The following is a 22,437-nucleotide window of genomic DNA, read 5'->3' as shown; positions in this document are numbered from 1 at the left end:
GTCACCGGCTGCGGTCCAGGCCCATGAAGTGAACGGCGTAGGCGGCCATCGGCGTGCCCTGGACCGGCAGTTGGTGACCGGCCCCCGCGATGCTGTACGTCTCGACCTGCGTGGTGCCGGAGCGGTCGGTGTACCGCGTCCGGTTCCAGTCGGCGGCCGGGGTGTCACTCGTCGGCGGGGTCCGGTCCACGCCCAGGACGTTGCTCCACTGCTTGGCCTCCTCGCCGAGGTCGCGGTGGTTCAAGATGGGGTCGGCGGTGCCGTGCCACAGCTGGACGCGCGGGCGCGGCCCGGTGTAGCCGGGGTAGGCGCGGCGCACCAGGTCGCCCCACTGCTGCCCGGACAGCGAGACCTGGCCGCCGGCACAGGGGCCGTTCCAGCCGCGCACGGTGCCCGTGTAGAAGCAGTGGTACGGCACGCCCATGAACGCCGCGCCCGCCTTGAACACGTCCGGGTAGTCCGCGAGCATGACGTTCGTCATCATCCCGCCCGAGGACTCGCCCGTGACGTACACGGCGTCGGGGTTGCCGCCGTAGTGCCGCTCGACGTACGTGATCATCGACATCAGCCCGACCGGGTCGCTGCCGCCGCCCCGGGTCAGCGCCTGGTCGGAGGAGACGTCCCAGCAGCTGCCCCCGGGGTTGGTCGAGGGGTAGATGACGACGAACCCGTACCGGTCGGCCAGCCCCGCGAAGTCGGTGCTGGAGTACAGGTACGGGCCGGAGCCCTGGCAGCCGTGCAGCGCCAGCAGGATCGCCGGGTGCGCCTTGGCGCCGTTCGGCACGTACAGGTGCATCTGCAGGCCGGTCGGGTTGTTGCCGAAGTCCGCGATCCGGGTCAGCGAGGCGGCGCCGGCCGGGGGCGCGGCCGACAGGCTCACGCCGCACGCGGCGGCGAGGGCCAGGAGCACGGCGATCAGGCGGGACTTCAGGTACCGGGAACGCGGCATGGAACCTGCTCTCTCGTCTCGAACGGGTTTCGGGCTGATGACGCTGCATCAGTGACCGCGGGCCGTCAAGGAGTGGCCGGCCGGCCTTCCCGGCCGCCCCGGGACACGGCCGGTGGGAGCGATTCCGCCGGTGAAAGTTTCACGGCGGCGCGGACGGCGCGGGCCGCGCTGGCCGCGCGCTCCGGCGGGCGGGCCCTGCCGGGCGCTGCGCCCCGAAGGCGCGCGCCCTCCGTCCGAGTGAGTGAAATTCCGCCCGCTCTTGACGGCGGGTCATCGTGCGGTGACGTACGGCCGAATTCCTGCGGCATTTTGTATCGCGTTGGGTTTTCCGCCCGGGGAATTGAATGGTGATACAAGTGCGAAAGAATGACGGGGGCGTGGAATTGCACCGCGACCGACCGAGTGACCCACCGAGCGACCTATCGAGCCCCGGACCGGGCCTCGGACCGTGCCCCGGACCGGGCGCCCGACCGCGCCCACGGCTGCGCCCGGCACTCGCCGGAGCGGCCGCCCTGGCCCTGTGCGCGGCCGTGCCCGGCCTGGTCGCGACCCGCGCCGCCGCCGGCACCGGCGACGGCGCGGTCACCGTCCGGGTGGTCCGCGCGGTGGACACCGGCGGGGTCTACGACCCGGTGCTGGAGCCGGGCATGGCCGGCGTCACCGTCGACCTGACCGACGACGCCGGGACCACCCTCACCGGCCGGACCGCCGCAGACGGCACCGTGACGCTGGACCCGAACGGGAGCGCGCTCAAGGGCGGCAGCTACCGGGTCCAGGTGGTCAACCCCCGGCCCGGCCTGCTGTTCCCCGCCTTCGCCTCCCGGCAGGGCCTGAGCGGCGATCCGAGCCGGCTCAGCAGCAACGAGGAATTCGTCGACCTGTCCGGCGGGAAGAACGTCTCGTTCACCACGGGGCTGTGGAACCCCGGCGACTACTGCCAGCGCAACGCCCCGCTGGCCACCGCCTGCATCCATCCCCCGGAAGCCGGGGCGGGCGCCCGCACCCTGGTGGAGTTCCCGTACAGCGCGCGCGGGGTCGACGACCGGACCACCGACCGGGCCACCGCCGCCCAGACCGGCGCGCTGTACGGCATCGGGTGGAGCAAGCAGAAGAAGTGGATCTTCTCCGGCGCCACCGCCCACCGCGGCGCCGATTACGGCCCCGGCGGCCCGGGCGCGATCTACCTGACCGACCGCACCACCGGCGCCACCACGCTGTTCACCACAGTCCCGAACGCGGGCACCACCCGGCACGACTTCGCCACCGCGGGCGACGTGAACTTCATGGGCACCGTCGCGAAGGAGTCGCTCGGCGACGTCGAGGTCAGCGAGGACGGCCGGGCCCTGTACGTCGTCAACCTGGTGGACCGCAAGCTGTACCGCTACGACGCCACCCGGCCGACCGCCGCCGCCCCCGAGGCGAGCTACGCCGTCCCGGACCCGGGCTGCCCGGCGGCCGGCGACTGGCGCCCGTACGGCCTCGGGGTCCAGGACGGCACGGTGTACGTCGGCGGCGTCTGCTCGGGCGAGAGCACCGGCGACCGGGCCGACCTGCGGGCCGTCGTCCAGACCTTCGCCCCGGCCGCCGGGGCCTTCACCGGCACCGTGCTGGACCAGAAGCTGGACTTCCCCCGGCCGCCCACGTACACGCTGACCGCCTGCCCGGGCGCCGGCTGGTACACCTGGTCCGACGTGTGGCGCGAGACCCAGGACGGCCACACCTGCTCCGGGTACCTCAACGGCTACCCGCAGCCGATCCTCGGCGACATCGTGATCGACACCGACGGCAGCATGATCCTCGGCTTCCGGGACCGGTTCGCCGACCAGATGGGCGTGAACGCCCGGAACTCGGCCACGGACCCCAGGATCTCCTCGGTGGCCTCCGGCGGCGACCTCGACCGGGCGTGCCCGGGCCCCGGCGGGACCTTCGTGCTGGACGCCAACGGCGGCTGCGGACTGACCGGGCGCGGCAACAAGTTCTACGACACCCAGCGGACCGTCTTTCACGACAACGCGGCCTTCGCCGGCATCGCCCTGTCCAAGGTCGAGTCCACCATCGCGTCCTCCGCGATGGACCCGCTCGCCACGGTCTACACCGGCGGCACCGGCTTCTTCCCCCGCACCGGCGCCCACAGCGACGGCGTCGGCAACCAGCTGACCACCTCCTTCGGCAAGGCCGGCTCGATGGCCGACCTGGAAGTCCTATGCGACCAGGCGCCGCTGCAGATCGGCAACCGGCTCTGGTACGACGTCGACCGCGACGGCCTCCAGGACCCGGGCGAGGCGCCCGTCCCGGACGCCACCGTCCACCTGTACGACGCCGACGGCCGGCGGATCGCGACGACGAGGACGACCGCGCGCGGCGAGTACTACTTCGACGACACCAACGTGCCCGGCGGCCTGAAGCCGCGTACCGCGTACACCGTCCGGGTCGACGACCCGGCCGACTACGCGAGCGGCGGACCGCTGTACCGCTGGGTGCCGACCGTCGCCCGGGCGGGCGACAACCGGTTCGTCGACAGTAAGGGCGTCGTCCCGCCCGGAGGCCGGTACCCCGAGTACGCGCTCACCACCGGCGGGCCGGGCGAGAACGACCACACCGTCGACTTCGGCTTCCACCAGGCCGAGGGCGCCGTCAGCGTGCTGAAGACGGATCCGGACGGCAGGCCGCTGGCCGGGGCCGTGTTCCAGCTGTGGCAGGGGGACCCGGCGGGCGGCGGCACGAAGGTCGGCGGGCCGTGCACCACCGGCGCCGACGGCCGCTGCTCGGCGACCGTACCGCCGGGCACGTACTACTGGGAGGAGACCGCCGCCCCGGCCGGGTACCAGCTGCCCGGGCCGGCCGTGTCCGGGCCGCTCGCGCTGACCGAGGCCGCCACGGACGCCGGGCTGACCGTCACCGCCGTGGACCAGCCCGCCCGGGGCCAGGTCTCGGTGCTGAAGACCGACCCGCAGGGCAGGCCGCTGCCCGGCGCCGAGTTCCAGCTGTGGAACGGCGACCCGGCGGGCGGCGGCACGAAGGAGGGCGGCCCGTGCACCACGGGCGATGACGGCCGGTGCGCGGCGGCGGTGCCGCTCGGCACCTACTACTGGCAGGAGACCCGGGCGCCCCGGGGCTACCAGCTCCCCGATCCGGCGGTCCTCGGCCCGCTGGTGCTCACCGCCGACAACTGGCGGCAGGGCGTCGGCACCACCGCCGTCGACCGGCCGCTTCCCGGCACCCTGCGCGTCGTCAAGCAGGACCGCAGGAGCCACCAGCGGCTGCCCGGCGCCGTGTTCGAGCTCTGGCACCGCGCCGGCGGCGCTGACGGAGGGGACGCGCGGATCGGGCCGCCCTGCACCACCGGGGAGGACGGCGTCTGCGACTTCGGCGCCCAGCGGCCCGGCCGGTACCTGGTCAAGGAGACCGAGGCTCCGAAGGGCTACCGGCTGCCCGGCGACCCCGTCACCGAGGCGGAGATCCGGATCGGCGAGGCCGGCGAGGTCGTGCTGACCGTCGACAACGACCGGCTGCCCGAACTGCCCCCGACCGGCAGCGAGGCGCTCCTGCTCGCCGGCGCGGGCGGCGCGCTGGTGCTGCTCGGCGGAGTCGTCCTGTACGCCGCCGTCCGGCGCCGCCACGGCGCCTGAGCGGCAGGCCTCGCGGGAGGTCCCACGGAGGGCGGGCGGTCGGCGGCGAGCCGGCCGCCCGCCCTCCCTCGTCCTGGGACGCTCGACCGAGGCTCGACGGCTCGACCGCACGCCTTTGATTCGCCGGATATTCGACACCGATTCAATGAATTCCTCGGAATTCTCCGCGCGCAGATTTCTTCACTGACACGCCATCAGGAAACCCGAATCATTTGGTGAATGTTCGAGTCGAAGCGCTTCGACACCGCCGCGTGACGCTCCCGATCGGATGGACACCATGCTGACGCCGGGCGCTGATCGTCGGTCACCGGTGGTGGTGCGGCGGGGGAGGAGGGAGGGTCTCGGCGCCCGGTGCCGGCTCCGGCCAGACCAACAGGACGGGGCAGGGGGCGTGGTCGACGACGAAACGGGTGGCGGGGCCGAGGCTGTGCGGCCCGAGGCGGGTGCGGTCGCCGTCGCGGGCGAGGACGAGCAGCTCGGCCCCCGCCGCCGCCGCGACGACCTCGCGTTCGGTGCGGCCGGTGCGCTCCAGGCGGGCGCAGGGCCGTTGGAGGCGGTCGGCGGCGGCGTCGAGGAGGTGCCGGGCCGAGGCGGTGGCGAGGTGCTCCACCCGGTTGCCGGGGTCGCGCTCGCGGTGGCCGCGCCCTAGCAGGCCGGCGAAGGCGCCGTGCGCGACGCCGGGGACGTCCTGGTCGCTGACGTGGAGCAGGACGATCTCCGCGTCCTGCGGCGCGTGGACGCGCGCGGCGTCGACACAGGCGGGCCAGGTGCCCTCGGCGATCCAGACGACGACGGTCACGGGCGTCGGCCTCCTCAGCCTCCGATGACGTGCAGGGACCCCCACAGTGCCACCACGGCCAGCGTCAGGGCAGCGGGCACGACGAGCAGTCCGAGCCGGGTGAACTCGCCCAACCCGATCTCGGTGTCGTGCTCGCGGACGATCCGCCGCCCGCGTAGGTGAGGTTGGGGCCGATGTTCACCCCCAGCAGCACCGCCAGGACGGCACCCGACCCGGAGGGCACGGCCAGCGGGAGCAGGACGAGGGTCGCGGGCAGGTTGTTGATCACGTTCGCCAGCACGGCCGCCAGCGCCGCGACGCCGAGCAGGGCGGCCAGCGAGGTGCCGTGCGGGACGAGGTGCCCGAGCGCGGAGGCCAGCCCGTTGTCGACCACGGCCCGGACCACGACACCGAGCGCGAGGACGAAGGCCAGGAACGGCACGGCGGCCGAGCGGACGATCGCGGCCGGAGCGGTACGGCGCTGGGCGAGGGCCCGGACGGCCAGCAGCAGGGCGCCGGCGAACGCCGCCCAGGCCGGATCCACCCCGATCGCGGAGGTGAGGACGAAGCCGGCGAGCGTGCCCGCCACCGTGACCAGGGCGAACACCGGCATCTCCGGCGCCGCCACCTCGCCCTCGGCCCGGGCGCCCGCGTCCAGGTCGGCGGCGAAGAACCGGCGCAGCACCGCGTACTCCACCGCGATGGCCGCCAGCCAGGGCAGCGCCATCAGCGCGGCGAAGCGGGTGAAGCTCAGCCCGCTGGCGGCGAAGGCCAGCAGGTTGGTCAGGTTGGAGACCGGGAGCAGCAGCGAGGCGGTGTTCGACAGGTGGGTGCAGGCGTACAGGTGCGGCTTGGGCCGGGCACCGAGCCGGGCGGCGGTGGCGAACACCACCGGCGTCAGCAGGACCACGGTGGCGTCCAGGCTGAGCACCGCCGTGATCACCGAGGCGACCACGAACACCTGCGCCAGCAGCCGCCGCGGGCTCCCGGCCGAGGTGCGGGCCATCCAGGCCCCGCAGGCGTGGAACAGCCCCTCGTCGTCGCACAGCTGGGCCAGCACCAGCACGGCGGCGAGGAACCCGATCACCGGCCCGAGCCGTTCCGCCTCGGCCACCGCGTGCGCCCACGGGATGGCGCCGGTGGCGACCACCAGCCCCGCCGCCGGCACCGCGACCACCGCCTCCGGCCAGCCCCACGGCCGCACCACCGCGCAGACCAGCACCAGGACCAGCAGTCCGACGGACAGCGCTTCTGCGAACGACGTGCTCAGGGTCCTGCTCCTTGCGGGCGGCGGTGACGGCGCCCCCATCGAACCAGAACGTCCCAGGCCGCAGCACGTCAGGCGGGCAGACGGGCGTGCGCCCGGGCCGTCCGGGTCAGGAGGTCGAGGCGGCCGCGGCGCGGCACCGGCCGAGGAGCCGGCGCAGGGTGTCGCGGTCCGCGGGGGAAAGCGCGTCGTGCATGCGCTGCTCCACGGCGCCGGCGGCACGGTCGGCGCGGTCGACCAGCCGCCGGCCCTCCTCGGACAGCCGGTTGGGCCGGCTGTTGCGGTTCCAGTCGTCCGCTTCGCGCACGACCAGCCCCTTGGCCTCCAGGGTCTTCAGGGTGGCCGCCGATGCCTGGGGGGTGACCAGGCAGGCCCGGGCGATACCCGCGCCGCTGATCCCGGGATTGTCGCGAAGCGCCAGCAGGGTGGCGTACTGGGCCACCGTGAGGTCCATCGGCCGCAGTGCCTCGGCCTTCGCCGCCATGAACGCGGCCTCGGCGGCCTTGATGTCGTACCCGAGCCGTTCGCTCGCCGCCAGTGCCATGCCCGCTATCGTACAGGCCCTGAGCATCATCAAGGTCTTGATAGTCTTCAAGACATGAATGACGTGAAGACTGCTGTGGTGACCGGCGCCGCCTCCGGGCTCGGGCGCGAGATCGCCCTGGACCTGGCGCGGCGCGGCTGGCGGCTGGTGCTGCCCGTGCGCACCTCGACGCGGGCGGACGAGCTGGTGGCGGCCGCGGGGAGGACGGGCGCCCCCGCGCCGTGGGTGGTCGAGTGCGACCTGTCCGACCACGCCGCGGTCCGGCGGATGTGCCGGGCCCTGGCCGGCGAGGGCCCGCTGGACCTCGTGGTGAACAACGCCGCGGCCGGCGGCGGTGCCGACACCACCCTCCGGGAGACCAACGCCGCCGGGGTCGAGCTGCGGATGGCGGTGAACGCCGTCACCCCGCACCTGATCGCCCGGGACCTGGCCGTCGCGCTGTCCCCGGCGGGGCGGATCGTGCAGGTGGGCAGCATGGGCCAGCTGCCGCTCGACCTGCGCGACCTGAACTTCGAGCGCGGCTACGACGGGATCCAGGCCTACTGCCGCAGCAAGGTCGCGCTGGTGATGTCCGCGATCGAGCTGGCCCGCGACGGCGTTCCGGTCAACGTCGTCCACCCGGCACGGGAGATGCCCACGCCCCTGGTCAGGGAGAGCGGCCTCCCCGTCGTCTCCACGCTCGACGACGGGACGCTGGCGGTCCTCCGGGTCGCCCTCGACACCGAACTCGCCGGCGTGCGCGGCGCGTACTTCCACCGCTTCGACCGCGCGGAGCCCCACGAGCAGGCCCTCGACGCCCGGGCGCGGCGGCAGGTCGTGGACTGGATGGAAAGCCGCCCCTGAGCCCCGCGAACAGCCGCGGGCGGGTGGTTCGCACCACCCGCCCGCGCACACGTACCGCGAGGTCAGGCCGATCCGGCCGTCTCCTTGAGCTCGGCGTACGGGGCGAGCTTGCGGATCGACTCGATGCTCTTCAGGCAGTCGTCCTTGCTCTCCTGCGGGTCACCGGTGACCACGATCGTCCCGTTGCTCGCCTTGAGCCGGAACCGGTGCATCCCGCTCTCGTCCGTGTACAGCTCGAACTTCCCAGCCATGTCAGTGCGTACCTCTCGCTCAGGTGACCCCCTCGTCGCAGAGTAGGGTCAAATCCCTTGCCTCGCCGTCCAGTTGACCTAGTCGGGTGGCGGCCATTCGAGTTGCGGAGCCCGGCGCCGGCCGGGCGGGCGGAGCTCACGGGGCCGCGTCATCGGCTGATGTGCAGGACGCAGACGTCGTCGCGACGGGCGTGCGGGGCGACCAGGGACCGCACGATGCCGTCGAGGGGCCGTGGGGTGCGGGCGTGGGCCAGGGCCGTGGCGGCCAGGCGGGCGAGGCCCTCGTCGATGGGCTCGTTCGGCCTCTCCACCAGGCCGTCGGTGTAGAGCAGCAGGTGGTCGCCGGGAAGCAGGTCGACGGTGGAGGCCTCGTAGCGGGGGGACGGGGTGGCGCCGAGGAGGATGCCGCCGGCGGTGGGGAGGAACCGGGCCCGGCCATCGCGGACGAGCAGGGGCGGCGGGTGGCCGGCGCGCACCCAGGTGAGGCGGGAGTCGGCGGGCTGGTACACGGCCATGATCATGGTGGCCGTCGAGCCGGTGCGGTCCGGGGTGTGCAGCAGGAGGGTGTTCAGGTTGGCCAGGACGGTGGGCAACGGCGTGCCGGTGATGGCCATGCCCTTGGCGGTGAAACGCAGCAGGGCCATGGTGGCGACGGCGTCCAGCCCGTGGCCCGCGACGTCGCCGACGACGAGCAGCGCGCTGCCGTCGGGCAGTTCGATGGCGCTGTACCAGTCGCCGCCGAGCCTGAGGCCCTTCTGGAGCGGCAGGTAGGCGACATCGACGGACAGGCCGGCGAGCTCCAGCGTCTGCTGGGGCACCGGAAGCAGGGTGTCCTGGAGGCGGGCGGCGAGATCGCGTTCGGCGGCCAGCAGGCTCTGCTGGGCGAGCGCGGCCTGCCGGTGTTCCAGCAGCAGCTGTTCGGCGTGCTTGGCGGTGGTGACGTCCTGGAAGAAACCGTGGACCCGCACCGGGTCACCGTGCACATCCGTCTCGGTCTCGGCGACCACCCGCACCTGGCGCACCTCCGGACCGGGCAGCCGGACACCGAAGGTGCGGTCCATCGGTTCCCCGCTCTTGAGCAGGCGCCGCACCGCCTCCTCCATCGCCGCACGGTCCTCGCCCTCGGCGCGGGCCGACAGCTCCTCCAGCGTCATCGGGCCCAGCGCCCGGTCCCTGCCGAAGATCGAGTACACCTCGTCCGACCAGACGATCGTGCCGTTCACGAGGTCGCGATCCACCCAGCCCATCCGCCCCAGCCGCTGCATGAGCGCCAGCCGGCGCTGCTCACGCTCTCCGGCGTCCAGCCGGTCCCAGGAGACGATCAGCCCGCCCTGACAGGCGGACGCCCGGACGGCGAACCGGGACCGGTGCGGAATACCGGCCCCCGCCTCCTCGTACTCCAGCTCCCCCTCGTGGACGGCACCGGTCGCCAGCACGTCCAGGTAGCCGCGCCACAGGTCGGTGGTGTCGATGCCCGGGTACGTGCCCAGCACACTGCGCCCGACCAGCTGCGCACCGTCGCGTCCGCCGATGTCGACCGCGTCGGGCGAGGCGGCCGCGATCCGGAAGTCCACCACCTCACCGCTCGGCCCGTACTCCGGCCGGAGGAAGACCACCGAACCGGGAAGGCCGGCCAGGACCTCCCGCACCACCGCGAGGCCGGCCTCCGCGGCGGGGCCGCCGCCCGGCACGGGCTCTTCCACCTGCTCGCGGTCCGCCATGCAACGAGCATGTCACGCCCCGGGGCGGTGCCAGAAGCCCGGGTTCGTGGCTCGGCCTTCCCGGTCCCGCCGGTCGCCGCGGCCGCCTCCGGTCGGGATCACCCGTGCGGGAGCCTGCTGACGCCCACTGCGGCCTGGAGGCTCGCGCGCACCGTGAAGTCCTGGTCGGTTCCCGTGATCGCGAGAAGCCGCCTGATCTGCGGCCCGGGGCCGGCCAGGACCAGCCAGACGCCCGCGGCCTCGGCGTCCTCACGGGCCCGGAGGAGCGCGTTCAGGCAGCTGGAGTCACAGAACGTGAGCGGCGCGAGGTCGACCACCAGCAGGTCGGGCCCGGCGGCCACGGCCTCGGCCAGGGCTTCGTCCAGGGCGGCCCTCGTCTCGTGGTCCGCCTCACCGGCGAGCCGGCACACCAGCGCCCGGACGGCGCGCTCCCGCGCGGTCACCCGCAGTCGCACGTCGGCCTGGCCTGCCGTGTCGTGCCGGTCCGGTTGGTCGGACATGGGACTCCTATGCTTCGTCGACCGTCCGGCTCCCATCATCTCCCCGGGACACCGCGAGCGCATCGGCCCGGGCGGCCGCGCAGGGCACCTACCGCGACGCGACGTCCTGGAGCCCCACCCGGGCGAAGTGCAGCAGGTCGGAGAGGGCGAGCGCGGACAGCCCCGAACTGAGGAGCCGGGTCGCCTCCGGAGCGAGGACCTGACCCGCCGTGAGGCCGGTGGAGATCCACAGGCCGGTGCAGAACGGGCAGGTGACCAGCTCGCCGATGGCGCGTCGCACCCCCTGTCCCCGGACGTCCTCCGCGAGTTCGGCCGGACCGGCCTGGCCGCGGAAGCGGGTGAACGGCAGCCTGAGCGGACTGGTCACCGGATCCTTCGTCACCAGCCGGGACAGCTTGTGCACGGCGCCGGCGGTGAGCAGCACGTCCTACGGGCCGGGTGTCGGCAGCGGCCGTCCCGTCCGCCGGGCCAAGGCCGTGAGCGCGCCGACGCAGCCCAGGTAGGCGGCCATGACGGCGAGGTAGCCGCCGATCGGCTGCTCGCCCTCCGGCTCGTACGCCCCGCGCTCACGGCGGAGCGAGGAACCGACGGCGCTCGCGGAGCCGCTCACGGTCGGATCGGGAGACGTGTGGTGGCCGGTCACCATCGGTACCACCGGCGACCGCCGGAGGCTCCGCCGGCGGTGAAGACGAAGCCGAGCGCCCAGACGACGAGGACGGCCAGGGCGATCCACCACAGGATGTGGATCGCGAAGCCGGCGCCGCCCAGGACCAGGGCGAGCAGGAGGACGAGAACGAGGAGGAGCATGGGAGTCGGCCTCTCTCACGGGTAGCGGGATGTTCCGGACCTCGCGCCTGCCCGGGTCGGCCGGTCCTAAGCGGGGACGCGGAGTGATCCGTCCCGCTTCACCGCTGCCGTCCGTCGTCGTCCGTGGCCGACCGGCGGGCCGCCGCGCGCCGCAGCACGACGTGGGGCAGGACGAGCCAGGTGGTGGTGAACCACAGGAGGACGACGGAGCTGATGATCCACGCGGCAGTCGGGCTACCGGTCGCGGTGCGCAGCAGGAGCAGCAGGGCCGCGGCGATGGTGAGGGCGAGGGTGACGAGGCCGGCGGCGATGAGGTGGCCGGCGACGTGGACGAGTTCGGGTTTCATGCCGCGGCCGGCCAGCAGGCGGTGGAAGGCCACGGGCGCGACGAGGGCGCCGGTGGCGACGGCGCCGAGGATCACGGTGGCGGTGTAGAGGTTCTTGTCGAAGTCGGGCAGGGCGGCGAAGCGCGGGGTGAAGGCGACGCCGATGAGGAAGCCGAAGAGGATCTGCGCGCCGGTCTGGCAGACGCGCACCTCCTGGAGCATGTCGGTCCACAGGCGGTCGGCCCGCTCCTGCGCGGTCTCGTCGCGGCCCGGTGCGCCGTCGTCGCTCACGGACGGTTCCTCCCCCCGTTACGGGCGGTGCGGTGGTCAGGGACGGTCGTCGTGGTGGCCGCACAGCCAGGCCAGCGCCTGGTAGGCACCCAGGGCGCCCAGGGCACCCACGCCGTCCGCGCCCGCGGCCAGGGCTTCGCGCAGGCGGACCGCGGCGGCCTGGCACTCGGCCAGCAACTGGGCCCGGCAGGGGCCGGTGGCACCGAGCGCGGCAGCGGCGGTGACCGGCGCCGCGACCTGGGCGCCGGCGGCCCACCGGTAGGCGCCCAGCACTCCGTGCTCGAACCCGGTCCACGGCTGCGGGCGCCGGTTGGCCGTCTCGATCGCGTCGAACACCTCGGCCAGCGGGCGCACCCCCACGGCCGGGGTCGTCGTCTCGTCACTGGTCATGCCCCGCAACCTACGTCCGGAGCGGGCGGCCCGCCCCCGGGCGAGCGGGCCGGACGGCGGCCGGACGGGGCGGCGCCGGGTGGCGGCGGGTGGCGGTGGGGCAAACGGGTGAACGACGTCGGGCCGCGCGGCACGCCCCGACCGACCGGTGCCGCAGAGACATGAATTCCGTCGACCCGCAAATCCGCCAGGGCACAAAAACCGCTCGGTCCGCACATTCGGCAGAGGCATAGCGTTCGTCCGGGCGCAATGGTTTTGGCGGGGAATTCCGGGCTTGACAGTGCTGTGGGGCTTATTTATATTCCAGTCGGTCAAGTTCGGTGGGGCGTCGGGGGAGTGACTGCAATATGCGGAACGACGGAATGCGTGGCGCTCTTGACTCGGAGCGGGATTACGTGTCCTCGTTGTACGAGTTGCTCGCGGAGAGGCTTTCCGAGGCACGGGCGCAGCGGGCGGGTGTGCTGAAGGCTCCGGCGGAAAGTGCCGGTGAGGCGTACGAGAGGGAAATCGCCGCCGAGCGGCTGGGCCAGGAAATAGGCCGGCTGGAGGGCGCCGAAAAGGGGTTGGTCTTCGGGCGGATCGACCGGGCGGACGGCACGGCCCTGCGGATCGGGCGGATCGGGCTGTATTCCGAGGAGGACGAGCTGCCGCTGCTCGTGGACTGGCGGGCGAACGCGGCGCGGCCCTTCTACGAGGCGACGCCGGTTCACCCGATGGGCCTGCGGCGGCGCCGGCACCTGGGCCTGGAGGGGCGCACGGTCGTCTCGGTGAGCGACGAGCTGCTGGACGGGACGGCCCCGACCGAGGAGGACGTCGTGGGGGACGGCCCGCTGGTCGAGGCGCTGTCGGCGCGGCGGACGGGCCGGATGCAGGCGGCCGTCGCGACCTTGCAGGCCGAGCAGGACGAGATCGTCCGCTCCGCCCACCGCGGGGTGACGGTGGTGCAGGGCGGGCCCGGCACCGGCAAGACGGTGGTGGCCCTGCACCGGGCGGCGTACGTCCTGTACGCGTTCCCGCGCGCCGCGGAGGAGGGCGTGCTGGTGGTGGGCCCGAACGCCCGCTTCCTCGACTACACCTCCCAGGTCCTTCCCTCGCTCGGCGAGAACGACGTCGTCCTGGCGACCTGCCGGGAGCTGGCCGGAGTGACCCCGGGCGCGGTCGGCCCGTCCGACGCGGCCCGGCTCAAGGGCGGCTCCGACCTCGCCGAGGCGCTGGCCGGCCTGCTGCGCGTCCGTCAGGCCCCCGCCGGCGACTTCACCGTGCGGGTCGGGCGGGACCTGGTCCACCTGTCGGGCGAGGAGGTCGCCGAGGCGCGTGACGCCGCGGTGGCGGCCGTACCGGGGCACAACCCCGCGCGCCAGGTGTTCAGGGAGCTCCTGGTCGACGCCGTCGCCGACGCGCTGCAGCGGGACATGGGCGACGTCCTGGAGCAGATCGACGCCGACGCCGAGCGGATGACGGGCCTCGACCTCGACCGGTTCACGGGAGCCGACCGGCGCCGGGCCGAGGGCGCGGCCGAGCCGGGGCCGGCCCACGAGCTGGACCTGGACGCCGTCCGGGCCGATCTGCTCGAGGACGACGGCGTCGACCGGGCGGTCGAGGCGCTGTGGCCGCGGCTGGAGCCCGGCGAGCTCGTGCGGGCGCTCCTGACGGACGCCGACGCCCTCGCCGAGCACCTGCCCCGCCTGACCGCGCCGGAGCGGTCCCTGCTGCTGGGCGGCCCGGACGACCCGTGGACCGAGGCCGACGTGCCGCTGCTGGACGAGGCGGCGAGCCTGGTCGACGGCCCCCCTGGGCGGACCTACGGGCACGTCGTCGTCGACGAGGCGCAGGAACTGACCGCCATGCAGTGGCGGATGATCGTCCGCCGCTGCCCGGCGCGGGCGATGACGCTGGTGGGCGACTTCGCCCAGGCGGGCCCGGTCACGACGGCCCGCGACTGGAAGGAGGCGCTGGGCCCGCACGTCGGACCGCGGTTCAAGCTGCACGAGCTGACCGTCAGCTACCGCACCACGCAGGAGATCCTGGAGAGCGTCCGGGCCCTGCTCGCGCGGATCGCCCCGGACCAGCGGCCCACCCGGTCACTGCGCAGCGGGGAGAGCCCGCGCACCGTGACCGCACCGCCGGACGGGCTGGTCGCCGCCGTCGTCCGGGAGCTCCGCGCCCAGAGCGCCGCGCACCCGGGCGAGCTGCTGGGGGTGGTCTGCGCGGACTCCAGGGCGGGCGAGCTGACGGCCGGGGGTGTCGCCCGCCACGCCCGCGTCGTGCCGGCGTCCGAGGCGCGCGGCCTGGAGTTCGACGGGGTCGTCGTCCTCGACCCCGAGGAGATCGTCGCGGCCCGCCCCGGCGGGGAGCGGGACCTGTACGTGGCGCTGACCCGGGCCACCAAGCGGCTGTGCACCGTCACGGTCGAGCCGGCCTGACGGCGGACGCGGCGGTGGGGCCGCGGTCGGTCCGCGGCCCCACCGGTCGACGTGGTGCGGGTCAGGAGACGGTCACGTCGTCGTAGTAGGTGTAGGTCGGGTCACCCGGGTAGTCGTCGTCGTGGTTGCTCAGGGTGAGGGTGTAGGAGTGCCCGGGGGTGACGGTGGCCGTCCTGTTGACCCAGCTCGCGGACGCGGCGCAGGTCTTGGCGAGGACGGTGGTGGTCGTGCCGGTGGTGTTGTCCTTCAGGGTGGCGGTGGCCCAGTCGTAGGTGACGGTGTCCGGGCAGGTGTTGCTGTACCAGAAGGACACCTTGCTGGAGCCGGCCGGCGCGGTGAAGGTCTGGGCGATCGAGGAGTCCGTGCCCGGGCTGTCCGAACCGACCTGGGCGCCGTAGCCGCCGCTGTGGGCGGCCGCGGTGTTCGCCGCCGCCGAACCGGCGCCGGTCCAGCCGCTCAGGCTGCCGGTCTCGAAGCCGCCGTTGACGATCGCGCCCCCGCCGCCCGAGGTGGAGACCGTCCAGGTGAAGGAGGCCGACCCGGTGGCGTTGGTGGTGTCCTTCGCGGTGACCGTCACGTTGTAGCTGCCCGCCGTGGAGGCCGTGCCGCTGATCAGGCCGGTGGAGGAGTTGACGGACAGGCCGGTCGGCAGGCCGGTGGCGCTGTACGTCAGGGTCTGGCCGGAGGCGGAGTCGCTGGCGTGGATCTGCAGGGAGGCGGCGCTGCCCGTGGTGGTGCTCTGGTTGCCCGGGTTGGTGACCGTCACCGTGTTGCCGGTGCTGGTGCCGGACTTGAAGGCGCCCAGGCCGTTGGGGGTGCCCAGGCCGGTCGGGCCGTCGTAGCCGGCGCCCGCGGTGCACAGGTAGGACGGGGAGCAGCTGCCGTTCGCGCCGCTGGTCACGTCGTTCAGCGAACTCGTGTGCTGGTACGGGTACTTGGCCGGGTAATCGGACGCGCCCGGGGTGCCCGCGTCGGCGTAGACGGCGGCGATGAGCGGCGCGGAGGCGCTGGTGCCGCCGTAGACGGCCCAGCCGCTGCCGCCGTAGGTCTGGTAGACGGCGACGCCGGTGGCCGGGTCGGCGACGGCGGACACGTCGGCGATGGTCCGGTTGGAGCAGCCGCTGTCGCTCTGCCAGCTCGGCTTGGGGTCGTAGGCCGAGCAGCCGGAGCCGGCGCCGTTGCCGCCCCCGCTGGAGCCCCAGACCGTCTCGCCCCAGCCGCGCGCGCTGGAGTTGCGGTTCAGCGAGGTGCCGCCGACCGCGGTGACGTACTGGGAGCCGGCCGGGTACTCGGCGCCGTAGCCGGAGTCGCCCGAGGACACGGTGATGGCGACGCCGGGGTGGTTGAAGTACTGGCTGTCCGAGGTGGTGTCGGTGGAGTCCTCGGAGCCGCCGTAGCTGTTGGAGACGAACTTCGCGCCCTGGGCGACGGCCTGGTTGACGGCGGTGCCGAGGTCGCTCATGGTGGCCGCGTTGGCCTCGACCAGCAGGATGTGGGCGTTCGGCGCGGCGGCGGAGACCATGTCGACGTCGAGCGAGATCTCGCCCGCCCAACCGGTGTCGCCGGCCGGGTAGTTGGTGCCGCCGTTCTGGTCGATCTTCTTGAAGCAGCCGTTCGCGGTGGTGCACGCGGGCAGCCCGTACTGCGCGCGGTAGGTCGCCAGGTCGGACTCCGCGTTGGGGTCGTCGTTGGCGTCCACGATGGCGACGGTCTGCCCGGCGCCGCCGTTGGCCGACAGGCCGTAGGCGCTCTGCAGGTCGCTCGGCCCGAAGCCGGACGGCGTGGCGTCGGGCGACACCGCGTGGAGGGAGAACGCGTGCGGCTGCACCACGTCGGTGCGCACCAGGGCCTGGCAGGCCATCTGGTGACGCTGGGTCGGCTTGGCGCAGGCGTGCCTGACGCTCGCGCCGGGCGCGGTGGCGCCCGTGGCGCCCGTGGCGTCGGCCGGCGCGGCGACGGCGAGGCCGGCGGCGACCACGGCGCCGACGGCGAGCGTCGCGGTGCTCGCGCGGAGTCTGCTCGCACGGGGTCCGCCGTGACGCAGGACGGAGCGGATGAGCTGGTGCAACGGAGCCCTCCCGGTTGGGGGTCGGGCCCCGGGCGTGCGGGCGCGCCGAGGTGAGGCGGCCGCCCGTGTGCAGGCCCGGGGTGAGGGGAGACGCGCACGTGCAGACGGCTGCCCGGGGGCTCGGCGCGGCCGGGGGCGTCAGCCCGATGGGGCGACGGGGGCCGGGCGGAGCTGGGGGTGTCCAGGACATGCCAGGGGTGTGGTGCCGAGCCTTGGCGGCTCCAGTGCGAGAAAGGTAGCGGGGCCCGCACCGGCGAACAAGCATGGTGTCCATGCCATGACCGAGGCTTTGACCGGCATGACCGAGCCTTGACCAGGCGGGACACCGCCACTGGCGCGGTAGCGCCACCCCTCCCGTGCCACCCGCCCCGCCCGTGGACGCCGCGCACCCGATGCCCCCGGTCGGCACCGTCCGCGAGTACGCGACCACGGGGGTGACGGAGTGGGCAAAACCCGGTGACACCGGGGGCCCGCGCGAGGAGACTGCACAGCGGTGACCGGGCCGGCGGCCCGGCGGACGGTCGAAGGGCGAGGGGCAGCAGCGTGGCACTGGTCAAGAAGGGCTCCCGCCGCATCGTCGTCGACGGCGTCGCGTACCGCTGGCGGACGAGCCGGAAGCACTGGTGCTGCGACTACGACGGCGGCACCCTCGCGTACGCGGTGGAGCACGCGGACCGCCCCGGGACGACGCTCGTCGTGGAGACCGGCCGCCCGTTCGTCCAGGAACCGCGCCTGCTGCCGGCCGAGCTCGTCCTGCCGGGGGAGGTCGCCGCGGGCATCCGGGCCGCGCGGTCGCGGGGCTGGCGGCCGGACGCCCCCGGGTCGCCGTTCGAGTTGTGCTTGTCCGCCGCCCGGGACGGCTCCGAACCGGGCTGAATCCTGGCGGTCCGTCATCCACGCCTGAGATCATTCCTCGGCGCGCTGTGGAAGCGCCGGGGGGAGGAACCGTGAGGCGGGCGGACCGTGGTGGGGACGCGGAGTTGTGGCGAAGGTGCCGGGAGATCGCGCAGGCGCTGCCGCTGCCGGAGCCGTTCGAGGTGACGGCCCTCGCCGCGACCCTGGCGCAGGCCCGGGGCCGGCCGCTCGAACTGGTGCCGCTGCCCGGGCGGAGCCGGGGCCCGTGCGGGATCCTGGCCAGCACCGACCGGGCCGACTACATCGGGTACCCCTCCGACACCAGCGTGCTGCACCAGCAGCACATCCTGCTCCACGAGGTCGGCCACCTGCTCTGCGGGCACACCGGGGCGACGGCGCTCGGCTCCGCCGCGTCCGAGGCGCTGATGCCCCACTTGTCCGGCGAGCTGATTCGGCGGGTGCTCGGCCGCTCCGCCTACTCCGACCGGCAGGAGCAGGAGGCCGAACTGATCGCCACCCTCGTCCTGCAGCGCGCCCGGCACCGGGCCCGGGCCCCGCGCCCGGACGCCGGCGAAGCCGACGACCGGGTGGCCCGGCTGGGCTCGGTGTTCGGCCCGGCCCCGAGGCACCCCCGTGCGGCGGACCGTGGGTGACCGGCTGGCCGACGCGGCCGACTACCTCGCCTGCCTGGTCACCCTCGTCGGCACGGCCGGCAAGGCCTGGTCGGACCGGGGGCGGCGCTCGGATCCGGCGCTGCGCCACGTCTACACCGCCGGGCTGTGCATGGCGCTGGGGCTGGCGCTCTCGGCGCCGGGGACCTTCGCCGCGGCGAGCCTGCCCGGCGCCCGGGCCTGGCCGTGGCCCTGGCTCGGGTCCGGCTGCCTGCGGCTGGTCGGCGACGAGCTGGAGCTCCTCGCGGTCGGCGCCCTGGCGATGCTGGCCCACTCGATCCAGCCGCCGGACGCGGTCCGGGGCGGGCTCCGGGCCGGGCTGCGCCGGCAGGCGGCCGTCACGGCGGGGGCCGTGGTGCTGAGCGTCGCCGCGTACGTCGCGGCGGACCCCGCCCAGGTGGGCAACCGGGTGGTCGTCGACGACGGCCGGGGGCGGGCGCTGCTGGTCGGCTACGTCGGGCTGCTCACGGCCCACCTGGTCTGGCGCCTGGTCGTGTTCGGTCTGCTGGTCGGCCGCTCCGCCGCCCGGATGCCGCCGGGCGCGCTGCGTTCGGGCGTGCGGATGATGGCCTTCGGCACCGTGATCGGGCTGCTCTGGACGGCCAGCAACGTCATCGACGTGGTGGAGGTGCTGACCACCGGCGGTGTGGCCGGCGGCGAGAGCGCGGCGTCCGCGGTGGTGGCGCTCGCCTGCGTCGTCCTGATGCTGGCGGGGGCGACCGCGCCGGTCTGGCGCGGCCGGCTGGCGAACTGGTCGCGGCCGCTGCGCGCCCGGTACGCCTACCGCCGGCTGGAGCCGCTCTGGTCGGCGCTGCGGGCGACGGTACCGGCGGTGGAACTGCTGCCGGACACCGCGCGGACGGGCCGGCGCGCGCCGCACGGTGCGCAGTTCGCGCTGTACCGCCGCGTCATCGAGATCCGCGACGGGCAGCTCGCGCTGCGACCGTACGTGCACCCGCACGTGCCGTCGTGGGTCGCCGAGTTCACGGCGGACGCGGCCGGGCGCGACCAGCTCGCGGTGACGGTGGAGGCGGCCGGCATCGCCGCCGCCCTGGAGGCGACCGCGGCCGGGCACCGCTACCCGGCGGGACCGTCGACCGGGTACGTCGCCGCCGAGGGGCAGGTCGGCATCGACGAGGAGGTGGCCTGGCTGGTCAGGGTCGCGGACGCCTTCGCCGGCTCCCCGGCCGTGGCCGGGGTCCGCCGCCGGGTGCGGGCGGAGCTGGGCCGCGGCCCCGGCTGAGGACGCGGCCCCCGGCCACCGGGCCCGGCCCCGGGCCCTGACCCGGACCCGGCCCCGGGGCCTAGCGGCGCACGGCGGTGATCAGCGCGTAGCCGACCGGCGGGAGCGCCCCGAAGGTCTCGAACAGCTTGGCCGCGGCCTCGTGTTCGGGGCCGAGCTCGCCGCCGACCATGGCGCGCAGGGCCTGGTGGAAGGCGTCGGAGGCGACCCGGTAGGAGCGGCCGATGTTGGTCCGGATGTCGGTGAACTCGACGAGGTCCAGGCCGGCCCGGTCCAGCAGCCGCTGGTAGTCGGCGCGGCTGATGAGCGGCGCGAACTGGAGCAGCCCGCAGGCGGTGGCCAGCACCTCGGCGTGCTCCGGGGAGACCTCGCCGTCCAGGAAGAAGTCCACGATCACGAACCGCGCGCCGGGCCGCAGCACCCGGCCGACGTGGTCGACGGCCGCCTCCTTCTCCGCCATGTGCACCAGCGACTCGATCGCGTAGGCGCCGTCGAAGGAGCCGTCCGCGAAGGGGAGTTCGGTCGCGTCGGCCAGCTCGAAGGCGACCTGGCCGGCCTCCTGCCCGACCTCCGGCCGGTCCTGGGCGACCTTGATCTGGTGCTCGCTGATGCTGACGCCCGTCACGTGGACGCGGTGCCGGTCGGCGATCCGCACCGCCGGCCGGCCGCTGCCGCAGCCGACGTCCAGCACGCGCATCCCGTCCGCCGGGACGAGCCGCTCGCCCGCCAGGTCCGTGAGGCGGTCGGTGGCCCGGTCGATCGGACTGTCGTCGTGCTCGTCGTCCCAGTACCCGAAATGGATGTTGTCGCCGAGCGCCGCGGACAGCGCGTCGGTCAGCTGGTCGTACAGGGAGCCCACGGCGTTGTCACCGGCGGCGGGCGCGGACGTGCTCATAGTCGATCCATCCTCACGGTCGAAGCGTCTTGGGAGGCTTGCTCTTGGAGATCCGGTGCGGCCATGCGTGACGGTCTTCACGAGCGGCCCGGCGCGCTGCTCGACGGTGTCTCAGCACGTCAGCGGCAGGGCGGTGCTCGTTGGCTGAAACGAATTCAGGTCGGAGAGTCGTGGGCTGAGATGGATGGTCGGGATGCTAACAGGGGGTGCGGAGGGGGCGGGAGCGTGTGCAAGTGAGCCATTTGTCCGCTCCGGTGTCGTCCGCGGGGCGGATCGTGACCGAAACCGTTCGGGCCGGAATTGGCCGAATTCGATGCTTCGGTGGCCGCCGGTACGGGTGGCGAATCCTGCGTGGGGAGGCCGGGCCGTGCGGAGATTCGCAGGCCGGAGGAGGTGCGTGGCCGGTCCGGTGGCCGTCTGCAGTGGCAACTGCCAGGTGAATGCGGTGTGTTGGTTACCGGCCGCGCTTTGACTGAGCCATGGGGATTTTCGACAATGCTCCCCGGGAGGGTGGCTGCCGTCGCGGCCGGATCCCCGCCGATCGGGAGGGGAAAGCGGCTGTGGACGGTGAACTGCCGAAGGGCACGGCGCGGCGCTTCATGAAGATGGCGTCACTGCCGGTCGGATTCGCCGGGCGCACCGCGTTCGGGCTGGCCCGGCGGCTCGCGGGCGGTGCCGAGGACCTGATCAGGACCGAGATCGAGGAACGCACCGCCCGGCAGCTCTTCGCCGTGCTCGGCGAACTCAAGGGCGGTGCGCAGAAGTTCGGCCAGGTGCTCAGCGTGATGGAGAGCGCGCTGCCGGAGCACCTGGTGCGGCCCTACCGGGCGGCGCTGACCAGCCTGCAGGAGAGCGGGCCCGCTCTGCCGGTCCGTACCGTCCACGCCGTGCTGCGCGAGCACCTCGGCGAGGACTGGCGGGAGTCGCTGCCGGAGTTCGGCGACAAGCCGGTGGCCACCGCCTCCATCGGCCAGGTGCACCGGGGGCGCTGGCGCGACGGCCGGGAGGTCGCGGTCAAGGTCCAGCACCCCGGCGCCGCCGAGGCCCTCGCCTCGGACTTCGGCCACCTGATCCGGATCAGCCCGATCATCGACCGGGTCACCGGCGGCGAGCTCAACGTCAAGGAGATCGTGGCGGAGCTGCGCGCGCGGACGATCGAGGAGCTGGACTACCTCCATGAGGCCGAGTCCCAGGCCGTGTTCGCGAAGGCCTTCGCCGACGACCCGGACTTCCTCGTGCCCGCGGTGGTCGAGGCGACCGAACGCGTCCTGGTGACCGAGTGGTTGGACGGCACACCGGCCTCCGCCGTCATGGCGGACGGCACCCAGGAGGACCGGAACCGGCTGGGCCTGCTGCTCGCCCGGTTCAACCACGCCGGGCCGAACCGCTGCGGCCTGCTGCACGCCGATCCGCACCCGGGGAACTTCCGCCTCACCGGCGACGGCCGGCTCGGGGTGCTCGACTTCGGCGCCGTGGTCCGGCTGCCGGACGGCCCGATCCCGTCGATGGGCCAGATGATACGGGCCTGCGTCGACGGCGATCCGGAGCGGATGGTCGCGCTGATGCGCGAGGCCGGGCTCCTCAGGGAGCGCAGGGGCGGCCGGAGCGGGGGGAGCGGGGAGCCCGAGGACTGGGGCTGGCTGACCCGCTCGCTGGAGATGCTCGTCCAGCCGCTGGTCGAGGAGGTCTTCACCTTCGACCGCGCGTGGCTGCGCGAGGCGGTGCGCAGGGCCACGCTCACCAAGGACGCGGAGGTCCTTCGGGAGCGCATGGTGATGCTGCCGGAGCACGTGCAGCTCCAGCGGGTGTGGATGGCCGAGATGGCGATGCTCAGCCAGCTGGGCGCCCGGATCCCCTACCGGGCGGAGGCCGTCGCGGGCATGCCGGGCTTCGCGGCCGAAGCCGCCGCGCCGGACGCCGCCGCGCCGGACGCCGTCGCGCCGGGCGCCGTCGCGCCCTCCCGCGACTCCTGACGGGCCTGAGCAC

At 74.2% G+C, this 22,437-nt stretch carries 20 protein-coding genes and 1 pseudogene; 7 read left to right on the top strand and 14 right to left on the bottom strand.

Features of this window, described 5'->3' with window-relative positions:
* Nucleotide 1: 1 nt before the first annotated feature.
* Nucleotides 2-949 carry a PHB depolymerase family esterase gene (locus AB2U05_RS03325; RefSeq protein WP_078859682.1) on the bottom strand — a complete coding sequence of 316 codons (948 nt, stop codon included), beginning with the start codon at nucleotides 947-949 and terminating at the stop codon, nucleotides 2-4.
* 530 nt (nucleotides 950-1,479) lie between these two features.
* On the opposite strand from AB2U05_RS03325, the gene AB2U05_RS03320 reads away from it, so the two are divergent.
* Nucleotides 1,480-4,578, top strand: coding sequence for a SpaA isopeptide-forming pilin-related protein (locus AB2U05_RS03320; RefSeq protein ID WP_369182364.1), 3,099 nt, complete (start codon nucleotides 1,480-1,482; stop codon nucleotides 4,576-4,578).
* Nucleotides 4,579-4,882: 304 nt separating this feature from the next.
* Here the strand turns inward: AB2U05_RS03320 and AB2U05_RS03315 are convergent, their stop codons facing one another.
* From AB2U05_RS03315 to AB2U05_RS03305, 3 genes and pseudogenes are all read right to left on the bottom strand, one after another.
* The gene (locus AB2U05_RS03315; RefSeq protein WP_369182363.1) at nucleotides 4,883-5,377 is read right to left on the bottom strand and encodes a universal stress protein; all 495 of its coding nucleotides are present in this window, start codon (nucleotides 5,375-5,377) and stop codon (nucleotides 4,883-4,885) included.
* A 14-nt stretch (nucleotides 5,378-5,391) separates the two neighbouring features.
* Nucleotides 5,392-6,626 (bottom strand): annotated as a pseudogene (locus AB2U05_RS03310) (SLC13 family permease).
* 106 nt (nucleotides 6,627-6,732) lie between these two features.
* The gene (locus tag AB2U05_RS03305; protein WP_369182362.1) at nucleotides 6,733-7,167 is read right to left on the bottom strand and encodes a MarR family winged helix-turn-helix transcriptional regulator; all 435 of its coding nucleotides are present in this window, start codon (nucleotides 7,165-7,167) and stop codon (nucleotides 6,733-6,735) included.
* Between the two features lie 54 nt (nucleotides 7,168-7,221).
* On the opposite strand from AB2U05_RS03305, the gene AB2U05_RS03300 reads away from it, so the two are divergent.
* The gene (locus AB2U05_RS03300) at nucleotides 7,222-8,010 is read left to right on the top strand and encodes an SDR family NAD(P)-dependent oxidoreductase (RefSeq protein WP_369182361.1); all 789 of its coding nucleotides are present in this window, start codon (nucleotides 7,222-7,224) and stop codon (nucleotides 8,008-8,010) included.
* A 62-nt stretch (nucleotides 8,011-8,072) separates the two neighbouring features.
* Here the strand turns inward: AB2U05_RS03300 and AB2U05_RS03295 are convergent, their stop codons facing one another.
* The 8 genes from AB2U05_RS03295 to AB2U05_RS03260 form a co-directional block, all read right to left on the bottom strand.
* Nucleotides 8,073-8,261: a DUF1508 domain-containing protein gene (locus tag AB2U05_RS03295; RefSeq protein ID WP_045693299.1), complete on the bottom strand. Its 189-nt coding sequence runs from the start codon at nucleotides 8,259-8,261 to the stop codon at nucleotides 8,073-8,075.
* A gap of 149 nt (nucleotides 8,262-8,410) precedes the next feature.
* Nucleotides 8,411-9,982, bottom strand: a complete 1,572-nt coding sequence (locus tag AB2U05_RS03290) for a PP2C family protein-serine/threonine phosphatase (protein ID WP_369182360.1) — start codon at nucleotides 9,980-9,982, stop codon at nucleotides 8,411-8,413.
* A gap of 98 nt (nucleotides 9,983-10,080) precedes the next feature.
* Nucleotides 10,081-10,482, bottom strand: a complete 402-nt coding sequence (locus AB2U05_RS03285) for an STAS domain-containing protein (protein WP_369182359.1) — start codon at nucleotides 10,480-10,482, stop codon at nucleotides 10,081-10,083.
* An 88-nt stretch (nucleotides 10,483-10,570) separates the two neighbouring features.
* Complete coding sequence (locus AB2U05_RS03280) at nucleotides 10,571-10,906, bottom strand: DUF1360 domain-containing protein (protein ID WP_369182358.1); 336 nt, start codon at nucleotides 10,904-10,906, stop codon at nucleotides 10,571-10,573.
* A gap of 3 nt (nucleotides 10,907-10,909) precedes the next feature.
* The gene (locus tag AB2U05_RS03275) at nucleotides 10,910-11,092 is read right to left on the bottom strand and encodes a hypothetical protein (RefSeq protein WP_369182357.1); all 183 of its coding nucleotides are present in this window, start codon (nucleotides 11,090-11,092) and stop codon (nucleotides 10,910-10,912) included.
* A 29-nt stretch (nucleotides 11,093-11,121) separates the two neighbouring features.
* Entirely contained in the window at nucleotides 11,122-11,289 is a 168-nt protein-coding gene (locus AB2U05_RS03270; protein WP_045693297.1) for a hypothetical protein, read from the bottom strand.
* A 98-nt stretch (nucleotides 11,290-11,387) separates the two neighbouring features.
* On the bottom strand, nucleotides 11,388-11,906 hold the full coding sequence (locus tag AB2U05_RS03265) for a DUF6328 family protein (protein WP_045708707.1): 519 nt from the start codon (nucleotides 11,904-11,906) through the stop codon (nucleotides 11,388-11,390).
* A 36-nt stretch (nucleotides 11,907-11,942) separates the two neighbouring features.
* The gene (locus AB2U05_RS03260) at nucleotides 11,943-12,296 is read right to left on the bottom strand and encodes a hypothetical protein (RefSeq protein ID WP_369182356.1); all 354 of its coding nucleotides are present in this window, start codon (nucleotides 12,294-12,296) and stop codon (nucleotides 11,943-11,945) included.
* 395 nt (nucleotides 12,297-12,691) lie between these two features.
* Between AB2U05_RS03260 and AB2U05_RS03255 the strand changes: the two genes are divergently transcribed.
* A complete protein-coding gene (locus tag AB2U05_RS03255) occupies nucleotides 12,692-14,719 on the top strand; it encodes an ATP-dependent DNA helicase (protein ID WP_369182355.1) in 2,028 nt (675 codons plus the stop codon).
* Between the two features lie 61 nt (nucleotides 14,720-14,780).
* Here AB2U05_RS03255 and AB2U05_RS03250 read toward each other — a convergent pair whose 3' ends face one another.
* Complete coding sequence (locus AB2U05_RS03250; protein WP_369182354.1) at nucleotides 14,781-16,787, bottom strand: putative Ig domain-containing protein; 2,007 nt, start codon at nucleotides 16,785-16,787, stop codon at nucleotides 14,781-14,783.
* A gap of 543 nt (nucleotides 16,788-17,330) precedes the next feature.
* Between AB2U05_RS03250 and AB2U05_RS03245 the strand changes: the two genes are divergently transcribed.
* The 3 genes from AB2U05_RS03245 (at nucleotide 17,331) to AB2U05_RS03235 (ending at nucleotide 19,556) form a co-directional block, all read left to right on the top strand.
* Nucleotides 17,331-17,663, top strand: a complete 333-nt coding sequence (locus AB2U05_RS03245; protein ID WP_369182353.1) for a hypothetical protein — start codon at nucleotides 17,331-17,333, stop codon at nucleotides 17,661-17,663.
* A gap of 71 nt (nucleotides 17,664-17,734) precedes the next feature.
* Complete coding sequence (locus tag AB2U05_RS03240) at nucleotides 17,735-18,295, top strand: ImmA/IrrE family metallo-endopeptidase (protein ID WP_369182352.1); 561 nt, start codon at nucleotides 17,735-17,737, stop codon at nucleotides 18,293-18,295.
* Nucleotides 18,276-19,556 (top strand): MAB_1171c family putative transporter, encoded by a 1,281-nt coding sequence (locus AB2U05_RS03235; protein WP_369182351.1) that lies wholly within the window; start codon nucleotides 18,276-18,278, stop codon nucleotides 19,554-19,556. The genes AB2U05_RS03240 and AB2U05_RS03235 overlap by 20 nt, the downstream gene beginning before the upstream one ends.
* Before the next feature lie 61 nt (nucleotides 19,557-19,617).
* Here the strand turns inward: AB2U05_RS03235 and AB2U05_RS03230 are convergent, their stop codons facing one another.
* Nucleotides 19,618-20,451, bottom strand: coding sequence for a cyclopropane-fatty-acyl-phospholipid synthase family protein (locus AB2U05_RS03230; protein ID WP_045693292.1), 834 nt, complete (start codon nucleotides 20,449-20,451; stop codon nucleotides 19,618-19,620).
* Between the two features lie 560 nt (nucleotides 20,452-21,011).
* Between AB2U05_RS03230 and AB2U05_RS03225 the strand changes: the two genes are divergently transcribed.
* Nucleotides 21,012-22,424 carry an ABC1 kinase family protein gene (locus tag AB2U05_RS03225; protein ID WP_369182350.1) on the top strand — a complete coding sequence of 471 codons (1,413 nt, stop codon included), beginning with the start codon at nucleotides 21,012-21,014 and terminating at the stop codon, nucleotides 22,422-22,424.
* Nucleotides 22,425-22,437 lie beyond the last annotated feature (13 nt).

The organism is Streptomyces sp. Y1 (assembly GCF_041053115.1).
Lineage (GTDB): Bacteria > Actinomycetota > Actinomycetes > Streptomycetales > Streptomycetaceae > Kitasatospora > Kitasatospora rubellomurina.
The sequence above is the reverse complement of the archived record's forward strand: the minus strand, read 5'-3'. Positions and strand labels throughout refer to the sequence as shown.

Excerpts from the sequence above, each read along its gene's own strand:
- AB2U05_RS03325 (WP_078859682.1), bottom strand. The coding sequence starts at position 949 with ATGCCGCGTTCCCGGTACCTGAAGTCCCGCCTGATCGCCGTGCTCCTG.
- AB2U05_RS03305 (WP_369182362.1), bottom strand. The coding sequence starts at position 7,167 with ATGGCACTGGCGGCGAGCGAACGGCTCGGGTACGACATCAAGGCCGCC.
- AB2U05_RS03300 (WP_369182361.1), top strand. The coding sequence starts at position 7,222 with ATGAATGACGTGAAGACTGCTGTGGTGACCGGCGCCGCCTCCGGGCTC.
- AB2U05_RS03295 (WP_045693299.1), bottom strand. The coding sequence starts at position 8,261 with ATGGCTGGGAAGTTCGAGCTGTACACGGACGAGAGCGGGATGCACCGG.
- AB2U05_RS03290 (WP_369182360.1), bottom strand. The coding sequence starts at position 9,982 with ATGGCGGACCGCGAGCAGGTGGAAGAGCCCGTGCCGGGCGGCGGCCCC.
- AB2U05_RS03285 (WP_369182359.1), bottom strand. The coding sequence starts at position 10,482 with ATGTCCGACCAACCGGACCGGCACGACACGGCAGGCCAGGCCGACGTG.
- AB2U05_RS03270 (WP_045693297.1), bottom strand. The coding sequence starts at position 11,289 with ATGCTCCTCCTCGTTCTCGTCCTCCTGCTCGCCCTGGTCCTGGGCGGC.
- AB2U05_RS03260 (WP_369182356.1), bottom strand. The coding sequence starts at position 12,296 with ATGACCAGTGACGAGACGACGACCCCGGCCGTGGGGGTGCGCCCGCTG.
- AB2U05_RS03230 (WP_045693292.1), bottom strand. The coding sequence starts at position 20,451 with ATGAGCACGTCCGCGCCCGCCGCCGGTGACAACGCCGTGGGCTCCCTG.